Origin of the sequence: Microlunatus speluncae, assembly GCF_009299835.1 — a bacterium.
Classification (GTDB): domain Bacteria; phylum Actinomycetota; class Actinomycetes; order Propionibacteriales; family Propionibacteriaceae; genus Microlunatus; species Microlunatus speluncae.
On sequence record NZ_VKCZ01000014.1, the window covers coordinates 351,562 to 378,312 of the forward strand.

At 69.6% G+C, this 26,751-nt stretch carries 22 protein-coding genes; 11 read left to right on the forward strand and 11 right to left on the reverse strand.

Translation table 11 applies throughout. The features are described from left to right. Positions 1-58 precede the first annotated feature (58 nt). The 4 genes from FNH24_RS18415 to FNH24_RS18430 form a co-directional block, all read right to left on the reverse strand. Positions 59-1,609 carry an AbgT family transporter gene (locus FNH24_RS18415; RefSeq protein ID WP_152363668.1) on the reverse strand — a complete coding sequence of 517 codons (1,551 nt, stop codon included), beginning with the start codon at positions 1,607-1,609 and terminating at the stop codon, positions 59-61. Further along, positions 1,606-2,622, reverse strand: coding sequence for a CE1 family esterase (locus tag FNH24_RS18420; protein WP_152363669.1), 1,017 nt, complete (start codon positions 2,620-2,622; stop codon positions 1,606-1,608). The genes FNH24_RS18415 and FNH24_RS18420 overlap by 4 nt, the downstream gene beginning before the upstream one ends. Before the next feature lie 213 nt (positions 2,623-2,835). Further along, a complete protein-coding gene (locus FNH24_RS18425; RefSeq protein WP_152363670.1) occupies positions 2,836-3,594 on the reverse strand; it encodes a creatininase family protein in 759 nt (252 codons plus the stop codon). Beyond that, positions 3,591-4,295: a FadR/GntR family transcriptional regulator gene (locus FNH24_RS18430; protein WP_152363671.1), complete on the reverse strand. Its 705-nt coding sequence runs from the start codon at positions 4,293-4,295 to the stop codon at positions 3,591-3,593. Before FNH24_RS18430 ends, FNH24_RS18425 begins: the two co-directional genes overlap by 4 nt. Positions 4,296-4,523: 228 nt before the next feature. On the opposite strand from FNH24_RS18430, the gene fmt reads away from it, so the two are divergent. The 4 genes from fmt to FNH24_RS31740 all read left to right on the forward strand — a co-directional run bounded on the left by fmt (position 4,524) and on the right by FNH24_RS31740 (position 8,366). Continuing rightward, complete coding sequence (fmt, locus tag FNH24_RS18435) at positions 4,524-5,447, forward strand: methionyl-tRNA formyltransferase (protein ID WP_152363672.1); 924 nt, start codon at positions 4,524-4,526, stop codon at positions 5,445-5,447. 2 nt (positions 5,448-5,449) lie between these two features. Next, a complete protein-coding gene (locus tag FNH24_RS18440) occupies positions 5,450-6,844 on the forward strand; it encodes an RsmB/NOP family class I SAM-dependent RNA methyltransferase (RefSeq protein WP_152363673.1) in 1,395 nt (464 codons plus the stop codon). A gap of 30 nt (positions 6,845-6,874) precedes the next feature. Beyond that, a complete protein-coding gene (gene rpe / locus FNH24_RS18445) occupies positions 6,875-7,528 on the forward strand; it encodes a ribulose-phosphate 3-epimerase (protein ID WP_152363674.1) in 654 nt (217 codons plus the stop codon). Between the two features lie 88 nt (positions 7,529-7,616). After that, on the forward strand, positions 7,617-8,366 hold the full coding sequence (locus tag FNH24_RS31740; RefSeq protein ID WP_152363675.1) for a CPBP family intramembrane glutamic endopeptidase: 750 nt from the start codon (positions 7,617-7,619) through the stop codon (positions 8,364-8,366). Between the two features lie 6 nt (positions 8,367-8,372). Here FNH24_RS31740 and FNH24_RS31745 read toward each other — a convergent pair whose 3' ends face one another. Then, positions 8,373-9,236, reverse strand: a complete 864-nt coding sequence (locus FNH24_RS31745) for a PAC2 family protein (RefSeq protein WP_152363676.1) — start codon at positions 9,234-9,236, stop codon at positions 8,373-8,375. Between the two features lie 74 nt (positions 9,237-9,310). Here FNH24_RS31745 and metH point away from each other — a divergent pair, with 74 nt between their 5' ends. Both metH and FNH24_RS18465 read left to right on the forward strand, forming a co-directional pair. After that, complete coding sequence (metH, locus tag FNH24_RS18460; RefSeq protein WP_281351046.1) at positions 9,311-12,835, forward strand: methionine synthase; 3,525 nt, start codon at positions 9,311-9,313, stop codon at positions 12,833-12,835. A gap of 123 nt (positions 12,836-12,958) precedes the next feature. Continuing rightward, positions 12,959-13,801: a class I SAM-dependent methyltransferase gene (locus FNH24_RS18465; RefSeq protein ID WP_217428299.1), complete on the forward strand. Its 843-nt coding sequence runs from the start codon at positions 12,959-12,961 to the stop codon at positions 13,799-13,801. 72 nt (positions 13,802-13,873) lie between these two features. Here FNH24_RS18465 and FNH24_RS18470 read toward each other — a convergent pair whose 3' ends face one another. From FNH24_RS18470 to FNH24_RS31510, 4 genes are all read right to left on the reverse strand, one after another. After that, the gene (locus FNH24_RS18470; protein ID WP_152363677.1) at positions 13,874-16,090 is read right to left on the reverse strand and encodes an NADP-dependent isocitrate dehydrogenase; all 2,217 of its coding nucleotides are present in this window, start codon (positions 16,088-16,090) and stop codon (positions 13,874-13,876) included. A 204-nt stretch (positions 16,091-16,294) separates the two neighbouring features. Then, on the reverse strand, positions 16,295-17,839 hold the full coding sequence (locus FNH24_RS18475) for an alkaline phosphatase D family protein (RefSeq protein WP_217428300.1): 1,545 nt from the start codon (positions 17,837-17,839) through the stop codon (positions 16,295-16,297). 157 nt (positions 17,840-17,996) lie between these two features. After that, complete coding sequence (locus FNH24_RS18480) at positions 17,997-18,863, reverse strand: DUF559 domain-containing protein (RefSeq protein ID WP_161606193.1); 867 nt, start codon at positions 18,861-18,863, stop codon at positions 17,997-17,999. Positions 18,864-18,897: 34 nt separating this feature from the next. Then, on the reverse strand, positions 18,898-19,083 hold the full coding sequence (locus FNH24_RS31510; RefSeq protein WP_161606194.1) for a hypothetical protein: 186 nt from the start codon (positions 19,081-19,083) through the stop codon (positions 18,898-18,900). A 66-nt stretch (positions 19,084-19,149) separates the two neighbouring features. On the opposite strand from FNH24_RS31510, the gene FNH24_RS18485 reads away from it, so the two are divergent. From FNH24_RS18485 to arc, 4 genes are all read left to right on the forward strand, one after another. Next, positions 19,150-19,836, forward strand: coding sequence for an HAD family hydrolase (locus FNH24_RS18485; protein ID WP_152363680.1), 687 nt, complete (start codon positions 19,150-19,152; stop codon positions 19,834-19,836). Then, entirely contained in the window at positions 19,826-21,334 is a 1,509-nt protein-coding gene (locus FNH24_RS18490) for an ABC transporter substrate-binding protein (RefSeq protein ID WP_152363681.1), read from the forward strand. Before FNH24_RS18485 ends, FNH24_RS18490 begins: the two co-directional genes overlap by 11 nt. Next, positions 21,327-22,238 carry a tRNA (adenine-N1)-methyltransferase gene (locus FNH24_RS18495; RefSeq protein ID WP_152363682.1) on the forward strand — a complete coding sequence of 304 codons (912 nt, stop codon included), beginning with the start codon at positions 21,327-21,329 and terminating at the stop codon, positions 22,236-22,238. Before FNH24_RS18490 ends, FNH24_RS18495 begins: the two co-directional genes overlap by 8 nt. A gap of 108 nt (positions 22,239-22,346) precedes the next feature. After that, positions 22,347-23,996 (forward strand): proteasome ATPase, encoded by a 1,650-nt coding sequence (arc, locus tag FNH24_RS18500; protein WP_246186959.1) that lies wholly within the window; start codon positions 22,347-22,349, stop codon positions 23,994-23,996. Between the two features lie 84 nt (positions 23,997-24,080). On the opposite strand, the gene FNH24_RS18505 is transcribed toward arc, so the two are convergent. Continuing rightward, entirely contained in the window at positions 24,081-24,638 is a 558-nt protein-coding gene (locus tag FNH24_RS18505; RefSeq protein WP_152363684.1) for a phosphotransferase-like protein, read from the reverse strand. Positions 24,639-24,716: 78 nt separating this feature from the next. After that, the gene (locus FNH24_RS18510) at positions 24,717-25,109 is read right to left on the reverse strand and encodes a DUF3054 domain-containing protein (protein WP_152363685.1); all 393 of its coding nucleotides are present in this window, start codon (positions 25,107-25,109) and stop codon (positions 24,717-24,719) included. 128 nt (positions 25,110-25,237) lie between these two features. On the opposite strand from FNH24_RS18510, the gene dop reads away from it, so the two are divergent. Continuing rightward, positions 25,238-26,740 (forward strand): depupylase/deamidase Dop, encoded by a 1,503-nt coding sequence (dop, locus tag FNH24_RS18515; RefSeq protein ID WP_152363686.1) that lies wholly within the window; start codon positions 25,238-25,240, stop codon positions 26,738-26,740. Positions 26,741-26,751 lie beyond the last annotated feature (11 nt).

Here is a 26,751-nt window from a genome sequence, read left to right on the forward strand (position 1 = left end):
CCCGAGTTGTCAGAACTAGGGCACGCCAGAGCGTGCCCTAGTTCTGACAAGTCGGGGGTCAGCGGACGGGGGCGCCGGGGCCGAGGGGGATGCCGAGGGCCCACCAGAGGAAGAACAGCGCGGTCCAGCAGACGGTCATGGCGATCGCCAACGGCAGGGTGTACGAGGCCAGGGTGCCGATCCCGGCGTTCTTCCGGTATTGCTGCAGGAAGCCGAGTGCCATCACGAAGTACGGGCTCATCGGCGTGATCGCGGTCGACCCGGAGTCGGCGATCCGGAACAGTGCCTGGGTGGTCTCGGCCGGCACCGCGAGCAACATCAGCATCGGCACCAGCACCGGGGCGGCGATCGACCACATCGCCGAGCCGCTGGTGATCATCACATTGACCACCCCGAGCAAGATCAACACCATCAGGAAGATCACCGGCACCGGCACGTTGTTCTGATCCAGCAACTGGGACGACTCGACCGCGATCAGGTCTCCGATCCGGGTCCAGTCGAAGTAGGCCAGGAACTGCGCGATGGCGAAGAACAGCACCAGCACCGGTGCCATCTGCCGGATCCCGCGCCCCATCAGCTTCGGCACGTCGGCGAAGGCGGTGATGGTGCCGGACCGGACGCCGTAGACGATGCCGCAGAGCGCGAACAGCAACCCGACGATCGCGGCGATGCCCTCCAGGAACGGCGACTCGGCCAGCGTCCCGTCCGCACCCCGCAACGGCGAACCGGGCGGCAGCAGCAGGGCCAACAGCACCAGCACGGCGACGCCGAGCGTGATCAGGGCGAGCCGCTGGGCGGACCGTTCGCGCGGCGACAGCTCGAGGGTGCCGAGGTCGGTCAGGTCGACATCCGGATCGGGATCCAGATCGGGCCGCTTGGCCAGCACGAACTTGGTCACGACGGTGATCACGATCGCCAACAGGATCGAGGAGGCGATGTTGAAGAACCAGTTGCTCAACGGGGAGACGTACGCGTTCGGGTCGATGATCTTGGCCGCGGCGGTGGTGATCCCGGCGAAGATCGCGTCATTCGGGGTGGGGATCGGGCTGGCGTCGTAGCCCGAGGCGATCGCGGTGTAGGCGACCACCACGCCGAGGATCGGCGACCGGCCGACCGCGCGGAACGCGAGCCCGCCCAGGGGCACCAGGATGATGTAGGCGGCGGCCGAGGCGACGTGGGCCGCGGTGCCGGCGAAGGCGACCGCGAAGACGACCCACGAGGCCGGCACCCGGGAGACCCCGGTCTTCATCGCCGCGGCCAGGAAGCCGCTGTGCTCGGCCAGCGCCGCGCCCATGATCACTACGACGATGGTGGCCATCGGCGGGAACTCGGCGAAGTTGTCGATCACGCCGGACAGCGCCATCGCCAGCCCGTCGCCGCTGAACAGGTTGCGCACGGTCACCGTCTCGCCGTCGCTGGGCGAGATCACCGAGACCCCGGCGGCGGACAGGATCGCGCTGGCGACGCCGAGGATGATCACCAGGATCCAGAACAGCCAGAAGGGGTGCGGCAGCGCGTTGCCGACCCGTTCGATCACGGCCATCGCCCGGACGATCCCGGGCAGCCGGTCGGCCTGATCCGTCGGGCGTTCGGTCACGTCGTGGCTCATCGGTCGCCTCCGTTCGCGCTGGCCGGCGCGGTGTGCCGGCGGAAGAACTGCCACAGCTCGGTCTGGGCGTCGATCGTCGGGGTGATCCAGCCGCCGCCCGAGTACGCCAGCGCGCCCGGCCAGACGTGGCCGCCGTTGCTGACGGCCAGGTGGGTCACGTCCGCGCCGTCGGTGCAGCGGCTCCAGCGGAGCTCGGTCACGTCGCCGCCGATCGTCCGGCTGCGCGGCCCGCTCCGGCAGCCGTTGCGGTCGGCCCAGTCGGCCGCCCAGTCGGCGACGGCGGGAAGATCACGATCGGCATCACCGGTGTACGGGATGGTCGCGTCGCCGGTGCCGTGGATGATCATGATCGGCATCGGGTCCGCCTCGGCGCAGCCGGCCCGGCTCTGCGGGTAGTAGGCGCCGGCGACGATGCCGACGGCGGCGAACCGGTCCGGCAGCCGGCAGGCCAACAGATTGACCAGGCCGCCGCCGTTGGACTTGCCGGTCGCGTAGCTGCGCTGCTCGTCAACGCACCAGGTCTGCTGAAGTTGATCAAGCAGCGCCGCGGTGAAGGTGACATCGTCGACGTCCGGCGGTGCGTACGGCGCCCCCTGCCAGGCCCGGCGGTAGCCGTCGCCGGCGCCGAGCTCGCCCGACGGGTAGGCGACGACGGCCGGCAGCGTGGAGAGACCCGAGTAACCCTCGATCTCGGTCCCGGTGCCGCCGCGGCCGTGGAAGGCGATGATCAACGGCCAGTCGGAGCGGCGCTCGTAGTCGTCCGGCAGATGCAGGATGTATTCCCGGTCCCGGCCCTGATCGCGGAGTTCGTACTTGGCGCTGGTGCCCGACTGCTGCTCCGTGGCCCGACCGCACCGCTGCCCGGTCGACGAGCCGGCCTCCGCCGACCCGGTGTTGGCGGAGCCGGCCTCCGCCGACCCGGCGTCGGCGATAGCCACCGGCGACCCCACCAGCACCGCGCCGACCACCACGGCCGCGATCCGGCCCAGCCACCGTGGCCCGGCCCGTCTCACCCCAGCCGCGGCAGTTCGGACGATCCGCGGCAGTTGCAACGGCCGCGGATGGTCCGAACTGCCGCGTTTATGGGGGATCGGCGGTGAGGTGGGTGGGTGATTACGGCGGCTGGGCGTCATTGGTCAGGCCTTTCGTTGCCGGTCGAGGGTGTGCGGGGGTGCCGGACGGCGGGTGTCCGGAGGGTGAAGGTTCAGTTGTGGGGGGCGGATCGGCTAGGCGTCCAGCCATTCCTTCATGAAGTCGACGATCCGGCCGGTGGCCCGGTCGATGATCAACTTCCCGTCGGCCGCGGTGGCGTGCCGCGGGTCGCCGAGGACTCCGTCCGGGCTGAGCCGGTGGTAGCCGACGGCCAGCTTGGGCAGGCCGGCCCGGGACAGCCGAGGGAGCGGTTCGAGTTGATCAAGCTCCGTGGTGCCGGCGCGGAGCCGATCGGACTGCACCAGGTCGGGACGTAGGTGCAGCAGCTGAGCGGTTTCGGCCTCGCCGCTGTGACCGTGCACCGGGCTGACGGTCAGGTCGCCGACCACGTCGGCGGCGAGGGTGGTGATCGGCGTCCAGGCGAACTCCAGCTCGGGCAGGTCGCGGAGCAGGTCCTGCGCGAGGGTCTCCAGGGCGGCGTTGTTGCCGGCGTGTCCGGTGATCACCAGGAACCGCCGGAATCCGTGTGGGTGCAGGCTTTCCAGATAGTCCCGGAGCAGCGCGACAAAGGTCGCCGGCCGGGCCGAGACCGTGCCGGCGAAGGCGAGATGGTGCGGCGAGACGCCGATCGGGATCGACGGCCCGACCACGACCCGGCCGCCGAACCGCTCGGCCACCAGGTCAGCGACCCCCTCGGCCCGGAGCAGGTCGGTGGCCAGCGGCAACCCCGGCCCGTGCTGCTCGAACGCGCCGGCCGGGATCAGCACGATGCCGTCGCGTTCGGCGGCGGCAGCGGCCTGGACCGTGGTCAGCTCGGCCAGCCGGTGCGTCATCGGGGGTCCTCGCTCGTCGGCACCGCGGCGGGCCGGTCGGACGCGATCGAGGCGCGGATCGCGGTCAGGTGCTCCCGGGTCAGCCGTTCCGCCGCGTCCGGATCGGCGTCGCGGACCGCCTGCAGGATCGCGAGGTGCTCGGCGTGGTCGCGCTCCCGGTCGTCGTACCGGAGCCGGATCTCGATCTGCTCCCGCTCCCGGACCTGCAGCAGCGCCTCGACGGTCTCCCGGACCAGCGGCACGCCGGTCGCGGCGGCCAGGGCGACATGGAAATGCAGCGCCGGCCGTTCGGCACCCCGCTGGGGCCGCAACGCGTTGGCCGCCGCGGTCTCCAGCGCCGCCAAGGCGTCCTCGGTCCGGGACCGGGCCGCGGCCGCGGCCAGCTGCGGCTCGATCAGGATCCGGGCGTCGATCAACTCCAGCACCGCCGCCGGCCCCGCCTCCCGGACATGCGGATTGGACAGCAGCCGCCGCCCGATCCCGTCCCCGACATAGGTGCCCGAGCCATGCCGGAACCGGATCACGTCGGTCGCCTCGAGCCGGCGCAGGGCCTCCCGCACCGTCGGCGTGGTGACCTCGAAGTGCCCCGCCAGGTCGCGCGACGACCGCAACGCATCCCCGGGCCGCAGCCCCTGGTCGCGGATCATCGCGACGATGCCGTCGGCGATCTGCTCGGACAGGGAAGGGGAAGCCGAATTCATAAAGTGACTAAATCACTTACTCACTGGTCTGTCAACGACCCGTCAGTGCTTGGTCCGTTCCCTCGTCGAAGGGCAGACCGGATGTCAGCTCACCGGTGCCCCGGACTGATCGGGGCTGGCTCTTTGACAGGTTCAGGAAGGAATCGGAAGTCGGACTCACCTTTTCAACTACGGATGCGATGTTGCCGACGTCCTTCTCGGATGCCAGGCGGTCTACACTCTCGGTCCGTGCGCCTTGTCTTTGCCGGAACTCCCGATGTCGCCCTGCCCGCGCTGAATGCCCTGGTCGGGTCCGACCATGAGGTGGTCGCGGTGATCACCCGGCCGGATGCGCCGAGCGGGCGGGGTCGCACGCTACATCCGAGCCCGGTGGCGGCCCGGGCGGCGGAGTTGGGGATCGAAACGCTGAAGCCGGAGAAGGCCGGTGCGCCGGAGGTGGTCGCCCGGCTGACCGAGCTGGCGCCGGACTGCTGCCCGGTGGTCGCCTACGGTGCGCTGCTGCCGCAGCGGCTGCTGGACATCCCGACCCACGGCTGGGTCAACCTGCACTTCTCGCTGCTGCCGGCCTGGCGCGGCGCCGCGCCGGTGCAGCATTCGATCATGGCCGGTGACCAGGTGACCGGCGCCTGCACCTTCCGGATCGTCAAGGCGTTGGACGCGGGCCCGGTGTTCGACCAGATCACCGAGGAGATCGGGGCCACCGACACAGCCGGCGACCTGCTCTCCCGACTCGCCGACCGGGGATCGGAGTTGCTGCTGGCGACGATGGACGCCCTCGCCGCCGGCACCGCGACGCCGACCGAACAGCCGGAGGCCGAGGTGAGCTACGCGTCGAAACTGACGGTCGAGGACGCGATGATCGACTGGGACCGGCCGGCGATCGAGATCGATCGGATCATCCGCGGCTGCCAGCCGGCACCCGGCGCCTGGACGACCTTGCACGGCGATCGGTTCAAGATCAACTCTGCCACCGTGGTCGAGGCCGAGGCGTTGCCGCCGCGGGGGCTGCGGGTGACCAAGAAGGCGGTCCAGGTCGGCACCGGGGCGGGAGTCCTGGAGCTGGGCCAGGTGCAGGCGCAGGGGAAGAAGCCGATGCGGGCCGCGGACTGGGCCCGCGGCGTCACCTTCGCCGGCGACGACAGCTTCGGCTGATCATGCCCGCACCCCCTCGTGGTCAGCAGCCTCGTGATCAAGAGCCGCGCGACCCGGCTCGCCGGGCCGCGCTGGACGCGCTGCTGGCCGTCGAGTTGGACGGGGCCTATCTCAACCTGGAACTGAACCGGCTGCTGGCCGAGCGCGGTCTGAGTGGCCGGGACGCCGCGTTCAGCACTGAGCTCGCGGCCGGCACCAGTCGGCTGCAGGGGACGTACGACCGGATCGTCGGCGCCGCCTCCGGCCGGGATGCGGAACGGCTCGATCCGCCGGTCCGGGTGCTGCTGCGGCTCGGCACCCATCAACTGCTGTCCATGCGGGTGCCGGCGCACGCCGCGGTGGCGAGCACGGTCGAGTTGGCCCGCGAGGCGGTCGGTCCCAAGATCACCGGCCTGATCAATGCCGTGCTGCGCAAGGTCGGAGCCGACGACTATGCCGGCTGGCTCGACCGGCTCGGCCGCGGCCTCGAGCCGACCGCGGCGCTTGCCCTGCGCACCGCCCATCCGCGCTGGATCGTCCAGGCCTACGCCGACGTCCTGCCGGCCGAGGAACTGGAACCAGCGCTGCTCGCCAACAACGAACCGGCCGCGGTCACCCTCGCGGTCCGGCCCGGCCTGGCCGAGGTCGCGGAGCTGATCGAGGCGGGAGCCCGGCCAGGACGCTGGTCGCCCTACGCCGCGACCTGGCAGGGCGCGCCGGCGGAGTTGGCCGCGATCCGCCAAGGCCGGGCCGGCGTCCAGGACGAGGGATCGCAACTGGTGGCGGCCGGCCTGGCCGCGGTGCCGATCAACTCGGAGCGGCCGCAGACCGGCGTCTGGCTCGACCTGTGTGCCGGGCCGGGCGGCAAGACGGCCCTGCTCGGCGGTCTGGCCCGGCAGTCCGGGAGCAGGTTGGTGGCGGTCGAGATCAGCCAGCACCGGGCCGAGCTGGTCCGGTCGGCGGTCCGCGGACTGGGCCCGACGGTCGAGGTGATCATGGCCGACGGCACCGACCCGGCCTGGGTGACCGAGCGGTTCGACCGGGTGCTGGCCGACGTGCCGTGCTCCGGCTTGGGCTCGCTGCGGCGACGGCCGGAATCCCGCTGGCGACGCGAGCCGGCGGCGCTGAATGAACTGGTCCCGCTGCAACGCCGGCTGCTGGCCGCGGCGATCGACGCGGCTGCTCCCGGCGGGGTGATCGGTTACGTGACCTGCTCGCCGCATCGACGGGAGACCGTCGAGGTGGTCGAGGCGACCCTGGCCGAGCGCGACGACGTCGAGACGGTCGACAGCACCGCGGTGCTGGCCGCGGTCGGCCTGAGTGACCTGCCCGACGCCACCCTCGGCCCGTACCTCCAGCTCTGGCCGCACCGCCACGGCACCGACGCGATGTTCGCCGCCTACCTCCGTCGCCGCTGATTCGTCAGATCGGCCAGTAGAGTGCGGCCCGTGGGAATCAAGATCATGCCGAGCCTGCTGTCCGCCGACTTCGCCAACCTCGAGTCCGAGATGACCGCGGTGTCGAGCGCGGACGGGATCCACGTCGACGTGATGGACTATCGGTTCGTGCCCAACCTGACCCTGGGGCTGCCGGTGGTCGAGTCGGTGCGAAAGGCGACCGACAAACTGCTCGACATCCACCTGATGATCGCCGAGCCCGACCGCTGGGCGCCCGCCTACGCCGAGGCCGGCGCGGAGTCCGTGACCTTCCACATCGAGGCTTCGGACGCGCCGGTGAAGCTGGCCCGCGAACTCCGCGCCCAAGGTGCCCGGGCCGGCATGGCGCTCCGGCCGGCGACCCCGATCGAGCCGTACGCGGACCTGATCGGCGAGCTGGACCTGATCTTGATCATGACCGTCGAGCCGGGCTTCGGCGGCCAGAAGTTCCTCGACCTGACGCTGCCCAAGCTGCGCCGAGCCCGGGAACTGGTGGACGCGACCGGAGCCGACATCTGGCTCGAGGTGGACGGCGGCATCGCCGCGGACACGATCGCCCGCTGTGCCGAGGCCGGGGCGGACACCTTCGTCGCCGGCTCCGCGGTGTTCGGCGCTGACGATCCGGACGCGATGGTCAGGGCGCTCCGGGCCGAAGCCGGCGGATGACCGCCCGCCGAGGCGGCACCGCGCAAGACAGCGGTCAATTTGGCCGGGTAGTCGCGGCCAAACTGACCGCTATGTCGCGGCGCCCCCGATGACGACCGTGCGCTCGGCCGTCACCCTGCCGGTGATCCGGGTGGCCCTGGTCGGCGTCGCCACGGTCCTGACCTGGCTGATCCTGGTGGCCGCCGGCCAGCATCCCGCCTTCCCGCCGGCGATGCTGTCGGCCCTGGCCATGCTGCCGGTCAACATCGCGACCCTGCTGTTGCTGCGGCAGCGGCTCCGCCGCGAGGGGCGCCGGCTCCGCGACCTGATCGGCTTCTCGGCCGCCCGGCTGCCGCGCGACCTGCTCTGGGGCCTGCTCTGGTTCATGGTCCTGCAGACCCTGTTCCTGGCGGTGATCTTCCTGATCATGGGTCTCCGGTACGGCAGCGGGCTCTTCGAGGCGTTCGCAACGATCTTCGTCGACGACTCTGCGATGCGGCTGTCGGTGCCGGTCACGATCGTCCTCGCGGTGATCACCGCGATCACCTTCGCCCCGCTCAACGCGCCGGCCGAGGAGCTGGTCTATCGCGGCTACGCGCAGACCGAGTTGGCCCGGCACCGGTGGCCGACGGCGTTGGCGATCGGCCTGCCGGCGCTGCTGTTCGGTGCCCAGCACCTGTTCTACGCGCCGACCGCCGCCGCGATGCCGGTGTTCGGCGTCGCCTTCGTCGTCTGGGGGATCGGTGCCGGCCTGATCGTGCTCCGGCAGCGGCGGCTGATGCCGATGATCATCGCCCACCTGCTGGTCAATCTGCTGACCAGCCTGCCCCTGCTGCTGGTGCCGTTGCTGGTGACCTGAACCCGGTCAGGACTCCCGGCGTCGCAGGTAGCGCTCGAACTCGGCCGCGATCGCTTCGCCCGACGCCTCCGGCAGTTCGGTCTCGTCGCGCTGCTGCTCCAGCGTCCGGACGTACTCCGCGACCTCGTCGTCCCGCTCGGCCAACTCGTCGACGCCGCGCTCCCAGGCCCGGGCCAGCTCGGCCAGGTCACCGTGATCGAGCGGCACGTCGAGCGCGGACTCGAGCTTCGACAGCAGCGCCAGGGTCGCCTTCGGGCAGGGCGGAGCGGACACGTAGTGCGGCACCGCCGCCCAGAAGGTGATCACGTCGGTGCCGGTCCGGGAGAGCGCGTCGCCGAGCACGCCGACGATCCCGGTCGGGCCCTCGTAGGTCGACATCTCCAGCCCCAGCCGCTCGGCCGTGTCCGGGTCGCCGGCGGTCTGCGACACCGGGATCGGCCGGGTGTGCGGGGTGTCGGCGAGCAGCGCACCGAGCAGGTAGGCCCGGGTCACCCCGGCCGAATCGAGCGCGGAGGTGACCAGGGAGCAGAACTGCCGCCAGCGCATGTTGGGCTCGTAGCCCTCGACCAACACCAGATCGCGGCCGTTGCTGAGCCGGCCCGCCTTCACCTGGGTGGCTGGCCAGATCAGGCTGCGGGCACCGTTGTCACCGGTCTGCACCTGCGGCCGGTTGACCTGGAAGTCGTAGAAGTCCTCGCCGTCGATCTCGTACCCGAGCTTCGCGTCGGTGAGCCCGGCCAGCCTGTGGGCCGTGTCCGAGGCGGCGTTGCCCGCGTCGTTCCAGCCCTGGAAGGCGATCACCGCGATCGGCTCGTTCAGATCCCGTAGATCAACGGTTTCAACAGGTGAATCGGGCGTGGGTTCCGGCACAGCACAACCCTACGTCTCTCTCGCCTGCTGGCACCGGACGTTCTCGCAGAGGTGAACGCGGATATCCTCGCCCGGTGAGTCCCCACGCCGCCCCTTGTCGTGACCTCCGTAGTGCGCTCGCCGAGCGCGTGGTGATCGCCGACGGGGCGATGGGCACGATGCTGCAGTCGTACGACCTCACGCTGGACGACTTCGAGCAGCTCGAGGGCTGCAACGAGATCCTCAACGTGACCCGGCCGGACGTGGTCGAGGCGATCCACGGCGCCTATTTCGAGGCCGGGGTCGACGCGGTCGAGACCAACACGTTCGGCACCAACCTGTCCGCGCTCAACGAGTACGACATCCCGGAGCGGATCGAGGAGCTGGCCGAGGCGGCGGCCCGGATCGCCCGCCGCACCGCCGACCGGTACGCGACCGCCGACCGGCCCCGCTACGTCCTCGGCAGCGTTGGACCGGGCACCAAGCTGCCGACCCTCGGCCACATCAGCTACGCCGAACTCCGCGACGCCTTCCAGCGCCAGGTCGAGGCCATGCTGGCCGGTGGCATCGACGCGGTGCTGATAGAGACCTCGCAGGACCTGCTGCAGACCAAGGCCGCCACGATCGGTGCCAAGCGGGCCCGGCTGGCCACCGGCCTGGACGTGCCGATCATCGTCAACGTCACCGTCGAGACCACCGGGACGATGCTGCTCGGCACCGAGATCGGCGCCGCGCTGACCAGCCTGGAGCCGCTCGGCATCGACCTGATCGGGCTCAACTGCGCCACCGGGCCGGCCGAGATGAGCGAGCACCTGCGGCACCTGTCCCGGCACGCGGGGATCGGCCTGGCCTGCATGCCGAACGCCGGGCTGCCGGAGTTGACCGCCGACGGCGCGCACTACCCGCTGACCCCGGTCCAACTGGCCGACGCGCTGGAGCAGTTCGTCGGCGAGTTCGGCCTCGGCCTGGTCGGCGGCTGTTGCGGCACCACGCCGGAGCACTTGCGGCAGGTGGTCGAGCGACTGCACGGCCCGGAGGGTGGGCGCCCGGTGCTGGAGCGCACGCCGCAGCCGACGGCCGCCTCCGCCTCGTTGTACGCCGAGGTGCCGTTCCGCCAGGACACCAGCTATCTGTCGATCGGGGAGCGGACCAACGCCAACGGGTCGAAGGCGTTCCGCGAGGCATTGCTGGAGGAGCGCTGGGACGACTGCGTGGAGATCGCCCGGTCCCAGATCCGCGACGGCGCGCACCTGCTCGACCTCAACGTCGACTACGTCGGCCGTGACGGTGCCGCCGACATGAGTGAGATCGCGTACCGCTTCGCCACCGCGTCGACACTGCCGATCGTGATCGACTCCACCGAGCCGGAGGTGCTCCGGGCCGGGCTGGAGCGGCTGGCCGGCCGGTCGGTGATCAACTCGGTGAACTACGAGGACGGCGACGGGCCCGACTCCCGGTTCACCAAGATCATGCAGCTGGTGGCCGAGCACGGCGCGGCCGTGATGGCGCTGACGATCGACGAGGAGGGGCAGGCCAGGACCCGGGAGTGGAAGGTCAAGGTCGCCAGTCGGTTGATCAAGGACCTCACCGAGAACTGGGGGTTGCGGACCCGGGACATCATCATCGACTGCCTCACCTTCCCGATCGCCACCGGCCAGGAGGAGACCCGCAAGGACGGGATCGAGACGATCGAGGCGATCCGGGAGGTGAAGCGGCTCTTCCCGGACGTGCAGACCACGCTCGGCCTGTCCAACATCTCCTTCGGCCTGAGCCCGGCCGCCCGGGTCGTGCTCAACTCCGTCTTTCTGCACGAATGCGTCGAGGCCGGGCTGGACTCGGCGATCGTGCACGCGGCCAAGATCACCCCGATGTCCCGGATCCCCGCTGAGCAACGAGAAGTAGCGCTCGATCTGGTCTACGACCGGCGGCGCGAGGACTACGATCCGCTGCAGCGCTACCTGGAGATCTTCTCCGGCGTGAAAATGGCCGACACCAAGGCCGAACGGGCGGCCGAGCTGGCCAAGCTGCCGGTGACCGAACGGCTGAAGCGGCGGATCATCGACGGCGAGGGCAAGGGCCTCGGTGATGATCTTGACCTCGCCCTGGCCGAGAAGCCGGGGCTGGCGATCATCAACGACGACCTGCTGGCCGGGATGAAGGTGGTCGGCGAACTGTTCGGCTCCGGCGAGATGCAGCTGCCGTTCGTGCTCCAGTCGGCCGAGGTGATGAAGACCGCGGTGGCCTATCTGGAGCCGCACCTGGACAAGACCGACGACGCCGGCAAGGGCACCATCGTGCTGGCCACGGTCAAGGGCGATGTGCACGACATCGGCAAGAACCTGGTCGACATCATCCTCACCAACAACGGTTACACGGTGGTCAACCTCGGCATCAAGCAGCCGATCACCACGATCATCGAGGCCGCCGAGCAGCACCGGGCCGACGCGATCGGGATGTCCGGACTGCTGGTCAAGTCGACGGTGATCATGAAGGAAAACCTTGAGGAGTTGAACAATCGCGGCCTGGCTACCGCCTATCCGGTGCTGCTCGGCGGCGCCGCGCTGACCCGGGCCTACGTCGAGCAGGATCTGCGCGAGGTGTTCGCCGGTGAGGTGCGTTATGCCCGGGACGCCTTCGAGGGGCTGCGGCTGATGGACGCGGTGATGGCGGTCAAGCGCGGCGAGGCCGGCGCGGCCCTGCCGGCCCCGCGAGAGCGCCGGGTCAAAGCCACGGGTTCCTCGGCGGTCGCGCTGGAGGAGCGGGTCGAGGTGCCGGCTCGCTCCGATGTGGCCCGCGACGTCGACGTACCGACGCCGCCGTTCTGGGGCTCGCGGATCGTCAAGGGAATCGCGCTGGCCGAGGTCGCCGGCTACCTGGACGAGCGGGCGACGTTCATGGGGCAGTGGGGCCTGAAGGGCTCCCGCGACGGGGTCTCCTACGAGGAACTGATCGAGACCGAGGGCCGGCCGCGGCTGCGGCTGTGGCTGGACCGGATCCAGACCGACTCGATCGCCGAGTTCGCCGTCAGCTACGGCTACTGGCCCTGCTACAGCGACGGCGACGAGGTGATCGTGTTGCGGCCCGGCGGCGAGGTCGACGACCCGGGCGCCGAGCTGCACCGGTTCGCCTTCCCGCGGCAGCGCCGCGGCCGGTTCCTCTGCCTGGCCGACTTCTTCCGCGACCGCGAGTCGGCCCGGGACAAGGGGCCGGACGTGATCGCGTTCCACCTGGTGACCATGGGCTCGGCCGTGGCCAGGGCGACCGCCGAGCTGTTCGAGAAGAACGCGTACCGCGACTACCTGGAGTTGCACGGGCTGAGCGTGCAACTGACCGAGGCGCTGGCCGAGCTGTGGCACGCCCGGATCCGCACCGACCTCGGCTTCACCGCCGACGACGGCGCGGTCGAGGACATGATCAGGGACCAGGCCTACCGCGGCTCCCGCTACTCCTTCGGCTACCCGGCCTGCCCGGATCTCGAGGACCGGATCAAGCTGGTCGACCTCCTCGAGCCCGGCCGGATCGGCGTCGAACTCTCCGAGGAACTCCAGCTCCACCCCGAACAGTCCACCGACGCCCTGGTCGTCCACCACCCCGAAGCCAAGTACTTCAACGCCCGCTGACTGTTCGTTCCCTGAGCCTGTCGAAGGGCAGGCCTGATCGCGCTCCGACTCGCTGAGCGAGATCATCGTCGACCTGCCCTTCGACAGGCTCAGGGAACGTCACCCAGGCGTACGATCAAGGGTGTGACTGACACCGCTGCGGACACGGCCGACGATCGCCCCCAGGTCGACCTGCACGGCGCCGAGGCGACGATGCTGGCGACCCTCTACGGCCGGGCGCTGGACGCGCGCTCACCGGACCCGATCCTCGGCGACACCTTGTCGGCCGAGACGCTGGACAAGATCAACTTCGACCCGACCAAGACCGGGCTGCGGCCCGGTGATCACTACTCGGTGGCGATGCGGGCCGAATTCCTGGACGGGTGGACCCGCGAGTTCCTGGCCGGCCATCCGAACGCGGTCGTGCTGCATCTCGGTTGTGGCCTGGACACGCGGGTCTGGCGGGTGAGCCCGGGCCCCGGCGTCTCCTGGTACGACATCGATCTGCCGGACGTGATCAAGCTCCGCCGCGAGCTGTTCGGCGACCGGCCCGGCAGCACCATGATCGCCTCCTCGGTGACCGACCCGACCTGGCTCGACCAGGTGCCGCGCGACCGGCCGGTGCTGATGGTGGCCGAGGGGCTGGTCTACTACCTGACCGAGGCCGACGGCCACGCCCTGCTGCGCCGCATCGCCGGCGGCTTCCGTACCGGGCAAATGATCTTCGACGGCTTCAGCCGACTCGGCGTCCGGCTGCAGAAGCTGAACGGGGCGGTGACCAAGGCGGAAGCGACCCTGCACTGGGGCATCGACTGGCCGACCGAGCTGGAGGCGATCGACTACCGACTGAAATGTCGCGACGCGGTCGGCGTCTTCGACGCCAGCGACTTCTCGACCCTCACCCACCGCTATCAGGTCCTGGCCGCAGTCGGGAAAACCATCCCCGCCCTCTCCCACCTCTCCACCTACTACCGCCTCAACTTCTAACGACCAACCCCGAGTTGTCAGAACTAGGGGACGCTCTGGCGTCCCCTCGTTCTGACAACTCGGGGTTGGAGGTCAGTGACGGAGGGCGTCGATGGTTTCGTTGAGGATGGGGGAGGGGCGCATCACGGCCGTGGTCTTCTCCGGATCGGGGCGGTAGTAGCCGCCGATGTCGGTCGCCGAGCCCTGGACACCGAGCAGTTCGGCCGCGATGGCGGCCTCCTGCTCGGTCAGCTGGGCCGCGACCGGAGCGAACAGCTTCGCCAGTTCGGCATCCTCAGACTGGGCGGCCAGCTGCTGGGCCCAGTAGAGCGCCAGGTAGAAGTGGCTGCCGCGGTTGTCGATCGAGCCGAGCTTGCGCGCGGGGGACCTGTTCTCGTTCAGCAGCGTCTCGGTCGCCCGGTCGAGGGCGTCGGCCAGCACCTGGGCCCGGGCGTTGCCGGCCGAGGTGGCCAGGTGCCGCAGGCTCTCGGCCAGGGCCAGGAACTCGCCCAGGCTGTCCCAGCGCAGGTAGTTCTCGCTGATCAACTGCTGCACGTGCTTCGGCGCCGACCCGCCGGCGCCGGTCTCGAACAGACCGCCCCCGTTCATCAGCGGCACCACCGACAGCATCTTGGCGCTGGTGCCCAGTTCCAAGATCGGGAACAGGTCGGTCAGGTAGTCGCGGAGCACGTTGCCGGTCACCGAGATGGTGTCCTCGCCCTTGCGGATCCGGTCGACCGAGATCTTGATCGCCTCGACCGGGGCGTGGATCGAAAGATCAAGACCGTCGGTGTCATGATCGGCGAGGTAGGTGTTCACCTTCGCGATCAGATTCTGATCATGAGCCCGGCTTTCGTCCAGCCAGAAGATCGCCGGCGTCCCCGACGCCCGGGCCCGGGTCACGGCGAGCTTGACCCAGTCCTGGATCGGGGCGTCCTTGGTCTGGCAGGCACGCCAGATGTCGCCGGCCTCGACCTGATGGCTGATCAACACGTCGCCGGCGGAGTTGATCACCTCGACGGTGCCCGCGGCGGTGATCTCGAAGGTCTTGTCGTGGCTGCCGTACTCCTCGGCCTTCTGCGCCATCAGCCCGACGTTGGGCACCGAGCCCATCGTCGACGGATCGAAGGCGCCGTTGGCCCGGCAGTCGTCAAGGACGACCTGATAGATGCCCGCGTACGAACTGTCCGGCAGCACCGCCAACGTGTCGGCCTCGCCACCGTCCGGGCCCCACATGTGACCCGAGGTCCTGATCATCGCCGGCATCGAGGCATCGACGATCACGTCGCTCGGCACGTGCAGGTTGCTGATCCCCTTGTCGGAATTGACCATCGCCAGCGCCGGCCCATCGGCCAGCCCCTGGTCGATCGCGGCCTTGATCTCGTCGCCGTTGGGCAGTGCGCCGAGCCCGGCGAGAATCGAGCCGAGGCCGTCGTTGGGGCTGAGCCCGGCCTGGGCGAGGTCGGCCCCGTACTGCTCGAACACCGACGGCAGGAAGGCACGGACGGCGTGGCCGAAGATGATCGGGTCGGAGACCTTCATCATCGTGGCCTTGAGGTGCAGCGAGAACAGCACGTCGTCGGCCTTGGCCCGGGCGATCTGCTCGGTCAGGAACGCGTCCAGCGCGGCGGCGCTCAGGAAGGTCGCGTCGACCACCTCGCCGGCCTGCACCTTCAGCCCGTCCTTGAGCACGGTCTCGGTGCCGTCGGCGGCGGTGTGCTTGATCGTCAGCACGTCGGCGTCGGCCAGCACCACCGACTGCTCGTTGGACCGGAAGTCACCGGCCGTCAGGTGCGCGACGTTGGTCTTCGAGTCGCCGGACCAGGCGCCCATCGAGTGCGGGTGCGACTTGGCGTAGTTCTTCACCGAGGCAGGTGCGCGGCGATCGGAGTTGCCCTCGCGCAGCACCGGGTTGACCGCGGAGCCCTTGACCTTGTCGTAGCGGGCCCGGACGTCGGCGTCCTCGTCGGACTTCACCTCGTCGGGATAATCGGGCAGCGCGAATCCCTGGGCCTGCAGCTCGGTGATCGCCGCCTTCAGCTGCGGTACGGAAGCGGAGATGTTGGGCAGCTTGATGATGTTGGCCTCGGGCGTCGTCGCCAGCTCACCCAGCTCGGCCAGCGCGTCGGGGAGCTGCTGATCGGCGGGCAGCCGGTCGGCGAAGCCGGCCAGGATGCGAGCCGCGACCGAGATGTCCCGGGTCTCGACCTCCACGCCGGCACTGTCGGTGAAGGCGTCGATGATCGGCAGGAACGAGTACGTCGCCAGCAGCGGTGCCTCGTCGGTCAGGGTGTAGATGATCTTGGCCAAGACACTCTCTCCTCAGGTCGCGCTGTCTTGATGTCAAGATATCCCACCCGCGCGACCTGTGCCGAACCCACCCCTGGCGTATTCGTTCCCTGAGCCTGTCGAAGCCTGTCCTGAGCCTGTCGAAGGGGGCAGGGCCCGATCCCCCTTGCCCCCTTCGACAGGCTCAGGACAGGCTTCGACAAGCTCAGGGAACGATCAAGCGGATCAGGCCTTGGCGGCGTCCACCTCGGTGATGCCGGGGACGCCGTCCAGCACCACGAAGGTCGCCTCGGTCCGGACCTTGGATTCGCGCTTGGTCACGGTGTCGACCAGGCGCAGTTGCGTGGTCAACTGCTTCCGGTTCGCCTCCATGATCAGATAGCCGCGCTGGTTGTCGATGTAGCGCCAGTGCGGGCTGTCGGCCATGATCGGGTCGTACGACTTGTGGAAGGCGACCGGATCGGCGTCGCCGCCGGAGGTGATCGAGGTGCCGGTGAACTCGGCGCCAACCACCTCGGAGCCCTCATGATCGAAGTCGGTCTTCAGGTCGCAGGCCCAGGTGCAGTGCCGGTCGCCGGTCATGATCACCGGATTCGAGACCTGCCGGAACTGCTCCAGCACCCGGCGACGCTGCCACCGGTAACCGTCCATGTTGTCGAAGTCGAAGGATTCCGCAGGGCCGGCGGTGCGGTCGTTCTGGGCCCACATCACCTGGTTGGCCAGCACATTCCACCGGGACGGCGAGTCGGTCAGCCGCCGTAGCAGCCACTTCTCCTGCTTCTCGCCGGTGATCGTCCGGCCCGGCGCCTCGGCCTCGGCCAGGGTGCTGATCTGGTCCGACCGGTACTGCCGGGTGTCCAGCACCGGCACGTCCAGCAGCCGGCCGAACCGGAACGCCCGGTAGATCTGCATGTCCGGGCCGTGCGGCCGCTGGGTCCGCCGGAACGGCATGTGCTCGTAGTAGGCCTGCAGCGCAGCGATCCGCCGCTTCCGGAACGCCTCGGGCGTCTGGTTCTGCGGGTCCTGCGGGATGTCGTCGGCCCAGTTGTTGTCGATCTCATGATCATCCGGCGTGCAGATGAACGGGTGCGCCGCGTGCGCCGCCTGCAGGTCGGCGTCGGTGCGGTACTGCGCGTGCCGGTTGCGGTAGTCGGTCAGCGAGTACGGCTCGTCGGTGCCCTCATGCGTCCGCAGCGCGTTCGGATTGCCCTTGCCCTCGTAGATGTAGTCGCCGAGGAACGCGACGAAATCCAGATCCTCCTCGGCCAGGTGCCGGTGGGCGTTGTAGTAGCCGGCCTCCCAGTTCTGGCAGGACGTCACGCCCCAGCGCAACGACTCCGGATTCGCCTGGACTGACGGCGCGGTCCGGGTCCGGCCGACCGGGCTGACGTGCTCGCCCTGCCGGAACCGGAACCAGTAGGTGCGGCCGGGCTCCAGGCCGACCGCATCGACGTGCACACTGTGGCCCTGCGACGGGCTGGCCGAGGCGACGCCGGATCGGACAACCCGGCTGAACTTGTCGTCGGCCGCCACCTCCCACTCGACCCGATAGGTGCGGGCCGGCATCCCGCCGCCCTTGAGCGGATCGGGGGCCAGCCGGGTCCACAGCACCACGGCATTCGGCAGCGGGTCGCCGCTGGCCACGCCGAGGGTGAAGGGATCGCTGAGCTTGGGCAGCGGCGCTGCGGCCGCCGAATCGAAGGTGAGGGCCGAGGTCGCGGCCGCGGTGCCGGCGGCGAGACCGAGGAAGCTGCGTCGAGGGAGGGCCATGGCCTCAGGCTGCGAACCGGGCATGACCTCCGCCGCGGCTGCGCCTTGCCACGAGGAAAACGTTGTCCGTCGAGTCGTCGCGGTTGGTCCACAAGCTCCCCTGGAATTCGACCAGCAGTCGGCCGCTGTTGCCGAAATCGTCGCGTGTCGGCGGTGATCACACCGGCTGCTGGCGCAATTCCAGGGCCTTGATCACCGCAACGACCACCGCCTCCGGCGTCTCGGTGATCATCGACCAGGTGAACCGCAGCACCAGCCACCCATCCAGGACGAGATCGTTCTGCCGTATCCGATCCCACGCGAACTGCTGCGGATCCGCATGGCCCCGGCCGTCGATCTCGACCACCACCCGGAGCTTCGGGAAGGCGATGTCGAGGTAGTACACCTGGCCGTGCAGCTCCACCCGCAGGTTGGCGATCCAGCCCTCGATCCGGGCCGCTCGGAGCAGCCGGTGCGCCCGGCGTTCAGCGGCGGACCAGGGCTTGGACCGGGAGTCGAGCAGCAGCCGGCGCCGATCACCGTTGCCCGAGCGGCAGGCCGTCAGGCGCAACGCGTCCCAGAGTTGTGCCAAGGTCGCCCGGCGGGACCGCAGGACGGCGTCGATACCGTCGCCGCCCAGGGTGGAGCAGAGATCGAGGGCGGTCAGGGCCGGGGTGGTGCATCGGATGCCCTCCTTCTCCATGATGAGGTCGGCTGGCACGGTGCGCCGCTCAATCCGGAAGCCCGGTTGGCGCGTCCGCCGGCGCGATGCCAGCGTGACGCAGGACAACGAACCCTGGACCAGGTCGGTGAGCCGGGCCGCGGCCGGCCCGGTGATCACCGCATCCGGATCCCAGGTCGCGGCGGCCAGGATCCGAATCGCCGGATCTTGCGCCGCTTCGGGTGTCGTATAGATCGAGGGGAGCAGCCGGACCAGTCGATCGGTCCGGACCAGCCAATCGATCCTCCCGGCCAGGTCGGGATGCCGCCGCCGGTCGATCACGCCCCGCTGCCGGACCAGCAGCGCTACCTCATCGTGGTTCATGCTTCGGAATCTGTGGCGCTCCGACCGGTTCGGTTCACGAATCGAAGAAGCTGTGGATGGAGCAACTCTTTTCGCGCTCGCTGTGGAAACCCTGGAATTCGACCGCCAGTCGCGCCGTTGGCCGCGACACGCCGGCATTTGCGCGGCCGGCGGCCCGATCGCGGTCGGATTCCAGGGTGGGAGGAGCGAGTTGGCGGGTCTGCGAGAATGGCCGCGCCATGAATGCACCCCTCTCTCCGCAGCGCCCGCTTCCGCCGCAGTCCATCCCGTCTCCGCGGGCGATCCGATGACGAGCGGTCTGCCCTCGCTGGCCGCGGCGCTCTGGGATTTCGACGGAACGCTGGCCGACACCGAGCCGCTCTGGGTGGCGGCCGAGTACGAGCTGGTCGGCAGCCTCGGCCACGAGTGGTCCGAAGATCATGCCGAGCAGCTGGTGGGCAACTCGCTGCTCGATTCCGGTGCCTACATCCTGAACGTGATCGGGCGGACCGACCTCGATCCGGCCTGGGTGGTGGATGAGCTGCTGACCCGGGTGGTGGCCCAGTTCCGCAGCGGCGAGGTGCCGTGGCGTCCCGGCGCGTTGGATCTGCTGGCCTCACTGAACGAGGCGGGCGTGCCGTGTGCGCTGGTCTCGGCGTCGTACCGGGTGCTGCTCGACGCCGCCCTGGAGCGACTGCCGGCCGGCTCGTTCCAGACCTCCGTCGCCGGGGACGAGGTCAGCAACGGCAAGCCGCACCCGGAGCCGTACGAGAGCGCCTGCCTCAAGCTCGGCGTGTCCGCCCACGACTGCGCCGTGTTCGAGGACTCCAACACCGGCGCCCGGTCCGGCAACGCGGCGGGGGCGATCGTGGTCGCGATCGAGAACCTGGTGCACATTCCACCGGCGCCGCGGCGGGTGCACGTCCGCTCCATGACCGAGTTGGACGCGAAGGCGGTGGCCCGGCTGGTCGAGGAGATCAACAGTGATTCGTAGCCTCGCGGCGCGGCCGGGCCGTTCTTGTCGAGCCGGACTGGCGCTGACCGCGGGGCTGCTGTTGCTCCTGGCCGGCTGCTACACGCCCAACGAAACGCCGCCACCGCCGACGCCCACCCCGAAGCGGCCGTTCACGGTGATGTCGACCGACCCGATCCGGGTGGTCGATCCGGCGGCCGTCGTCGATCAGGGGTCGGCGATCCTGGCCCAGAACGTCTATCAGCGGTTGATGACCGCCGATCCCGGCAGCAGCGCGCCCAAGCCGGACGCGGCCGCGCGGGACTGCCTGTTCAGCGCCCCGACGGTCGTCACCTGCACCCTGAACACCGATCTGAAGTTCCAGAACGGCCACGAGTTCACCTCGAGCGACGTCAAGTTCAGCATCGAGCGGCTGACCCGGCTGGACATCCCCGGATCGTCGGCCAGCCTGTTCTCCTCGTTGCGGCGGATCGAGACCCCCGACCCGCTGACCGTCCGGTTCGTGCTCAGCCGTCCGGATCGGGAGTTCCAGTGGGCGCTGGCCTCGATCGGCGCCTCGGTCGTGGACGAGGAGGCGTACGACGCCGACGAGATCCGGGCTCCGGACCAGCCGATCATCGGCTCCGGCCCCTACCAGGTGAGCCGGTTCCAGCCGGAGGAGCTGCAGCTGGCCAGGTTCGCCGACTACAAGGGCCGCACGCCCGGCCGGCTGGAGGGCCTGGTCTACAAGACGGCGCCGGACTCGGGCACGATCGAGGAGGCGATCGCCGACGCCCAGGTCGACGTCGTGTGGCGCGGCCTCAACGCCGCGGCGGTGACCCGGCTGCGGCAGCAGGCGACCGCCGCCCCCAACTCCGCCGACGGCTTCACCGGCCGCCCGTTGACCGGGGCCCGGGTGCATCAGTTGCTCTGGAATCCGGATTCGCGGGCCGGGCAGAACACGGCGGTGCGGAAGGCGATCGCGCTGGCCCTGCAGTCGGACCGGACGCTCGACTCGATCGTGCCGCCGACGGTCAGCGGCTACGTGTCCAGCTTCCCGGTCGGTGGTGTCGCCAACCCGCAGGTCACCTGGCCGAAGCGGATCCAGCTGACCCTCTCCTACGACCCGACCAGCCCGGACGACCGGGACCTGGCCAACCAGATCCGGAGCCGGCTGGAGGACACCGGCGGCCTGAGCGTACGGCTCCGCCCGCAGGACGCGGCCGCGGACCTCAATCTGGCCGACCGGAAGGCCTGGTCGGCGACGCCGGTCGCCTGGCTGCAGCCGTATCTGGCCTCGCCACCGGAGTCCAGCCGGGAAGCGGTGCAGACGCTGGAGGCCCAGTTCCGGGCGGCCACCGAGGACGCCCAGGCGCAGGCCCTGGTCGCGCAGCTGCAGAATCGGGCCGCGTCCGACCTGACCGTGCTGCCGATCAGTCAGTCCGACGAATACCTGTTCATCCGGGTCGGGGTGGACGTCGATCCGCTGTCCTTCGGCCCCGGCTGGCAGCTCGGTTTCTGGGGGATGAGCGGTGGCTGACCAACCTGATCTGTCCGGCGTCCGGCGCGGCGACCTGTGCCCCGGCGAACGGGTGACGCTGTCCGACCCGAAGGGGCGCCGGCATTCGGTGGTGCTGGCCGAGGGCGGGAAGTTCCACACCGCCCGCGGCATCGTTGATCATGACGAGCTGCTGCACCGGCCGGAGGGCCGGGTGGTCCGCTCCACCGGCGGCACCGAGTTCCTGGTGCTCCGGCCGCTGCTCGGCGAGTTCACCACGAGCATGCCGCGCGGCGCGGCGGTCGTCTATCCCAAGGATGCCGCTCAGATCGTCGTCGACGCCGACATCTTCCCTGGTGCCCGGGTGATCGAGGCCGGTGCCGGCTCCGGCGCGCTGACCCTCAGCCTGTTGCGGGCGATCGGCCCGACCGGCCGCCTGATCTCGTACGAACGCCGGGAGGACTTCGCCCAGGTCGCGGCCAAGAACGTCCGCAACTTCCTCGGCTCCGAGCATCCGGCCTGGACCTTGATCACCGGTGATCTGGTGGAGCGGCTGGCCGCCGATCCGCCGGATCCGGTGGACCGGATGGTGCTGGACATGCTCGCTCCGTGGGACTGTGTCGACGCGGCCGGCGAGGTGTTGATCCCGGGCGGCGTCTTCTGTTGCTACGTGGCGACGGTGACCCAGCTCGGCCGGGTGATCGAGACGTTGCGGGTGCATGGCGGCTTCACCGAGCCCGAGGCGACGGAGTCGATCATCAGAGGATGGCAGGCCGAGGGCCTGGCGATCCGGCCGAAGCACTCGATGATCGGTCATACTGGGTTCTTGATCACCAGCCGTCGTCTGGCTCCGGGACAGACCGCACCGGCACGTAAGCGGCGGCCCGCACCAGGTGCCTACGGCGCCGATTACGAAGGACCCCGCGGCAGTTCGGACGCCGGGTAGGGTCTCTCAGGGAGGTGAGGGGACGTGACCACACCGAGTGAAGGCCGCGATGTTCTGGTCGCCCAGATCGCATCGCTACGAGCAGAGCTTGATCGCCTCCGAGAGCGGGTGGCGGCGCATCCACACGACATCGCCGTGCTGGAACGGCGCCTGGCCGAAACCCGCCAGGACGCCCGGAGCACGGCCACCAACAATGATCGACTGGCCTCGACGTTGCGCGAGGCCCGGGACCAGATCGTCGCCCTGAAGGCCGAGGTGGACCGGCTGGCGCAGCCCCCGGCCAGCTTCGGCGTCTTCCTGGGTGCGCCGGAGGACGGCAACGCCGACATCTTCACCGGTGGCCGCAAGATGCGGGTCAGCGTCAGCCCCGACGTGCCGCCCGACCAGCTCGAGCCCGGCCGCGAGGTGATGGTCAACGAGGCGCTCAACGTCGTCGGCGTCCTCGGCTACGACCGGGTCGGCGAGGTGGTGCTGCTCAAGGAGGTGCTGGACGACGGCCTCCGCGCGCTGGTGATCGGGCACGGCGACGAGGAGAGCATCGTCTGGCTCGGCCTGGCGCTGCGCGGCACCCAGTTGCGCTCCGGCGACTCGCTGCTGATCGATCGTCGGGTGCACTTCGCGTACGAGCGGATCCCGAAGCTCGACGTCGAGGAGCTGGTGCTGGAAGACGTGCCGGACATCGACTACGAGGACCTCGGCGGGCTGGGGTCGCAGATCGAGTCGATCCGGGATGCCGTCGAGCTGCCGTACCTGCACAAGGAGCTGTTCGCCGAGCACCAGCTGAAGGCGCCGAAGGGCGTCCTGCTGTACGGCCCGCCCGGCTGTGGCAAGACCATGATCGCCAAGGCCGTGGCCAATTCGCTGGCCAAGAAGGTGACCGAGCGGACCGGCCAGGAGGGGCGCAGCTTCTTCCTCAACATCAAGGGCCCGGAGCTCTTGAACAAGTATGTCGGCGAGACCGAGCGGCACATCCGGCTGGTCTTCCAGCGGGCCCGCGACAAGGCGTCCGACGGCATGCCGGTGATCGTTTTCTTCGACGAGATGGACTCGCTCTTCCGGACCCGCGGCTCGGGCGTCTCCTCCGATGTGGAGAACACGATCGTGCCGCAGCTGCTGAGCGAGATCGACGGCGTCGAGGGCCTGGACAACGTGATCATCATCGGCGCCTCCAACCGGGAGGACATGATCGATCCGGCGATTCTGCGGCCGGGTCGGCTGGACGTCAAGATCAAGATCGAACGGCCGGACGCCGAATCGGCCCGGGAGATCTTCAGCAAATACCTGACGCCGACCCTGCCGTTGCACGCCGACGACCTGGCCGAGTGGGAGGGCGATCCGCAGGCCACCACCTCGGCCATGATCGACCGGGTGGTGACCCGGATGTATGCCGAGTCGGAGGACAACCAGTTCCTCGAGGTGACGTACGCCGGCGGCGACAAGGAGGTCCTGTACTTCAAGGACTTCAACTCCGGCGCGATGATCCAGAACGTCGTCGATCGGGCCAAGAAGATGGCGATCAAGGACCTGCTCGACACCGGCGTCCGAGGCCTGCGGATCGAGCATCTGCTGCAGGCCTGCCGGGACGAGTTCGCCGAGAACGAGGACCTGCCGAACACCACCAACCCGGACGACTGGGCCAAGATCTCGGGCAAGAAGGGGGAGCGGATCGTCTTCATCCGCACCCTGATCAGCTCCTCGAAGGGCACCCAGCCGGGCCGCTCCATCGACACGGTCTCCAACACCGGCCAATACCTCTGACCAAACCCCGAGTTGTCAGACTCTCACCATGCTCTGGCGTGGTGAGAGTCTGACAACTCTGGGGGTGTTGTCGTCGGCCGCACTTTAGTTCCTGCGGTTTCGCAGCCGTTCGAACGCCGAAGGTCGCGGCGGATCCGCCAGCACCGGCAGGATCCGTTCCGCGGCCTGGTCCGGCGTGATCGAAGTCGTGTCGACCGTCCCGTCATAGCAGCCGTGATCATGCAGCGTGTGCACCTCCGGCAGGTCGAGATCGATCGGGCCTCGCCGCCGGTCGCCGCGGACCGCCTCCCGCGCGACCATCACGTCGAAGTCGCAGGTGATCCCGACGAAGACCACCGGCAGGTCGGCGAACAGCTCCAGATAGCGCGCCTCGTTCGCGGGCGTCAGCATGGCCTCGGCGATCACGTCGTGGCCCGACCGGACCAGCACGGCCAGGGTCTGCAGATAGACGTCGACCATCCGCTGGAACAGGTTTCCGTGATCGGCCAGCCAGACCCGGTCGAGATAGCCGCACCGGAACTCGTCCAGCCCGATGTAGAAGTGCGGCTGCTCCAGCCGTTCATGCAGGGCCCGGGCCGTGCTCGATTTGCCGGCGCTGGGCGCACCGTTGAGGAAGATCACGTGCGCATCGGTCGCGGTCATGGCAGGACGATCCCGGTCGAGCGGTCCGGCCGCAACCGGTTATGCACGAGACCGGTCGATCTCGGGCGAGTTGAGCGCTCAGCCGGCGGTGGCGTGCCGGGCCCGGCAGATCAGCTTGTAACCGGCCCGCCAACCGAGCAGCAGCACGCCGAGGCTGATCGTCGCGACGATGACGAACGGCGTCTCGGCCGTGTCGCCGCTGGCCAGCCGGAGAGCGATGCCGCCGATCACGGTGCAGAGCCAGACCACGACGCCGGCCGCGAGGGCGGCGGGCGCGGCCGCCTGATTGTCCGGGCGGAGGCGATGCCACAGCAGCGCGACCAGGGTGCCGACGGCGGCGCCGACCAGGAACGGCCAGGCGGTGAGCCCGACTCCGACCACCTCGATCGACTCGGCGTGACTGCTGCGGCCGACGATGGCGAAGACGAGCACGATGATCAGATCGATGGCGAAGGCTAGCGGGAGCTTCACGTCAGCACTGTAGCCCCATCTCGGGCGCGCCGGACCCGGCGGATTTCGATCACGGACAGCCGCGCCACCGGGCCATTCTCGGCAGGTCGGGCTCCGCCGGAACGTAGGCTGAGCCCGTGGATGGTGTGATGGGAATCGAGACCGAGTACGGGATCAGTGCGATCGGGGCGCCGGCCGACGAGGAACTCCACCCGATGCAGTTGTCCAACCACGTCGTGAAGGCGTACGGCTGGACCACGGCCGGCGGGGCGGCCGGCTGGGACTACGAGACCGAGACGCCGCTGCGTGATCTCCGTGGTTACGAGCTGACCCGGGGCCAGGCCCATCCGGACCAGCTGACCGACACCGACCTCGGCATGGCCAACCTGATCTTGACCAACGGCGCCCGGCTGTACGTCGACCATGCCCACCCCGAGTTCTCCGGGCCGGAGGTCACCTCGGCCCTGGACGCGGTCCGCTACGACAAGGCGGGCGACGCCGTGATGGCGATCGCCGCCCGGCAGGCGAGCGAGTCGATCGGCCGGCAGATCCGGCTGTACAAGAACAACACCGACGGCAAGGGCGCCTCATACGGCACCCACGAGAACTACCTGCTGTCCCGCTCGACCCCGTTCGACCGGATCGTCACCCAGTTCACCGGTCACCTGGTGTCGCGGCAGGTGATCACCGGCGCCGGCCGGGTCGGGATCGGCCAGTCGAGCGAACAGTCGGGTTTCCAGATCAGCCAGCGGGCGGACTTCTTCGAGGCCGAGGTCGGGCTGGAGACGACGCTGAACCGGCCGATCATCAACACCCGGGACGAACCGCACGCCGACGCCACCAAACACCGTCGGTTGCACGTGATCACCGGCGACGCCTCGATGTCGGAGATCTCCACCTATCTGAAACTCGGTTGTGCCGCCTGGGTGCTGCGGGCGATCGAGCTCGGCACGGTCGGGCCGCAGGTGCGGCTGGCCGCGCCGGTGACGGCGATGCGGGCGATCAGCCACGATCCGGCCTGCGCGACGACGATCGGCCTGGTCGACGGCCGGACGATCACCGCGGTCGGCCTGCAGGAGATCTATCTGGACGCCTGCCGGGCCACCTACGACGAGGTGGCCGGCGACCTGACCGAGGCGTCCCGGATCGAGGCCAAGGACCTGTTCGCCCGCTGGCAGGGTTGCCTGGATGCGCTCCGCCGGGACCCGTACGAGCTCGCCGACCAGCTCGACTGGGTGGCCAAGCTGAAGCTGATGAACTCCTACCGGGAGCGGGACCGGCTCGGCTGGGACGCGGCCAAGATGGCCCTGATCGACCTGCAGTACTGCGATGTCGACCCGCGCCGCAGCCTCTACCAGAAGCTCGTCGCCAAGGGCCGGATGCAGCGGTTGATCAGCGACGCCGAGATCGAGCAGGCGAGGATCGAGCCGCCGGCCGACACCCGGGCCTACTTCCGGGGCAAGGTGATGGCCAAGTTCAGCGACGCCGTGGTTGCCGCGTCCTGGGATTCGGTGATCTTCGACGTCCCGGGCCGGGCCGCGCTGCAGCGGATCCCGCTGCTCGACCCGCTCCGCGGCACCCGCGCCCAGGTGGGCCAGCTGATCGAGGACAGCGCGACCGTGGCCGACCTGGTGACCGCGCTCGGCCGCTGATCGGTCGTCCC

Excerpts from the sequence above, each read along its gene's own strand:
- dop (WP_152363686.1), top strand. The coding sequence starts at position 25,238 with ATGGGAATCGAGACCGAGTACGGGATCAGTGCGATCGGGGCGCCGGCC.
- FNH24_RS18505 (WP_152363684.1), bottom strand. The coding sequence starts at position 24,638 with ATGACCGCGACCGATGCGCACGTGATCTTCCTCAACGGTGCGCCCAGC.
- FNH24_RS18430 (WP_152363671.1), bottom strand. The coding sequence starts at position 4,295 with ATGAATTCGGCTTCCCCTTCCCTGTCCGAGCAGATCGCCGACGGCATC.
- FNH24_RS18480 (WP_161606193.1), bottom strand. The coding sequence starts at position 18,863 with ATGAACCACGATGAGGTAGCGCTGCTGGTCCGGCAGCGGGGCGTGATC.
- FNH24_RS18475 (WP_217428300.1), bottom strand. The coding sequence starts at position 17,839 with ATGGCCCTCCCTCGACGCAGCTTCCTCGGTCTCGCCGCCGGCACCGCG.
- FNH24_RS18425 (WP_152363670.1), bottom strand. The coding sequence starts at position 3,594 with ATGACGCACCGGCTGGCCGAGCTGACCACGGTCCAGGCCGCTGCCGCC.
- FNH24_RS31510 (WP_161606194.1), bottom strand. The coding sequence starts at position 19,083 with ATGGCGCGGCCATTCTCGCAGACCCGCCAACTCGCTCCTCCCACCCTG.
- FNH24_RS31740 (WP_152363675.1), top strand. The coding sequence starts at position 7,617 with ATGACGACCGTGCGCTCGGCCGTCACCCTGCCGGTGATCCGGGTGGCC.
- FNH24_RS18485 (WP_152363680.1), top strand. The coding sequence starts at position 19,150 with ATGACGAGCGGTCTGCCCTCGCTGGCCGCGGCGCTCTGGGATTTCGAC.
- FNH24_RS18440 (WP_152363673.1), top strand. The coding sequence starts at position 5,450 with ATGCCCGCACCCCCTCGTGGTCAGCAGCCTCGTGATCAAGAGCCGCGC.
- FNH24_RS18415 (WP_152363668.1), bottom strand. The coding sequence starts at position 1,609 with ATGAGCCACGACGTGACCGAACGCCCGACGGATCAGGCCGACCGGCTG.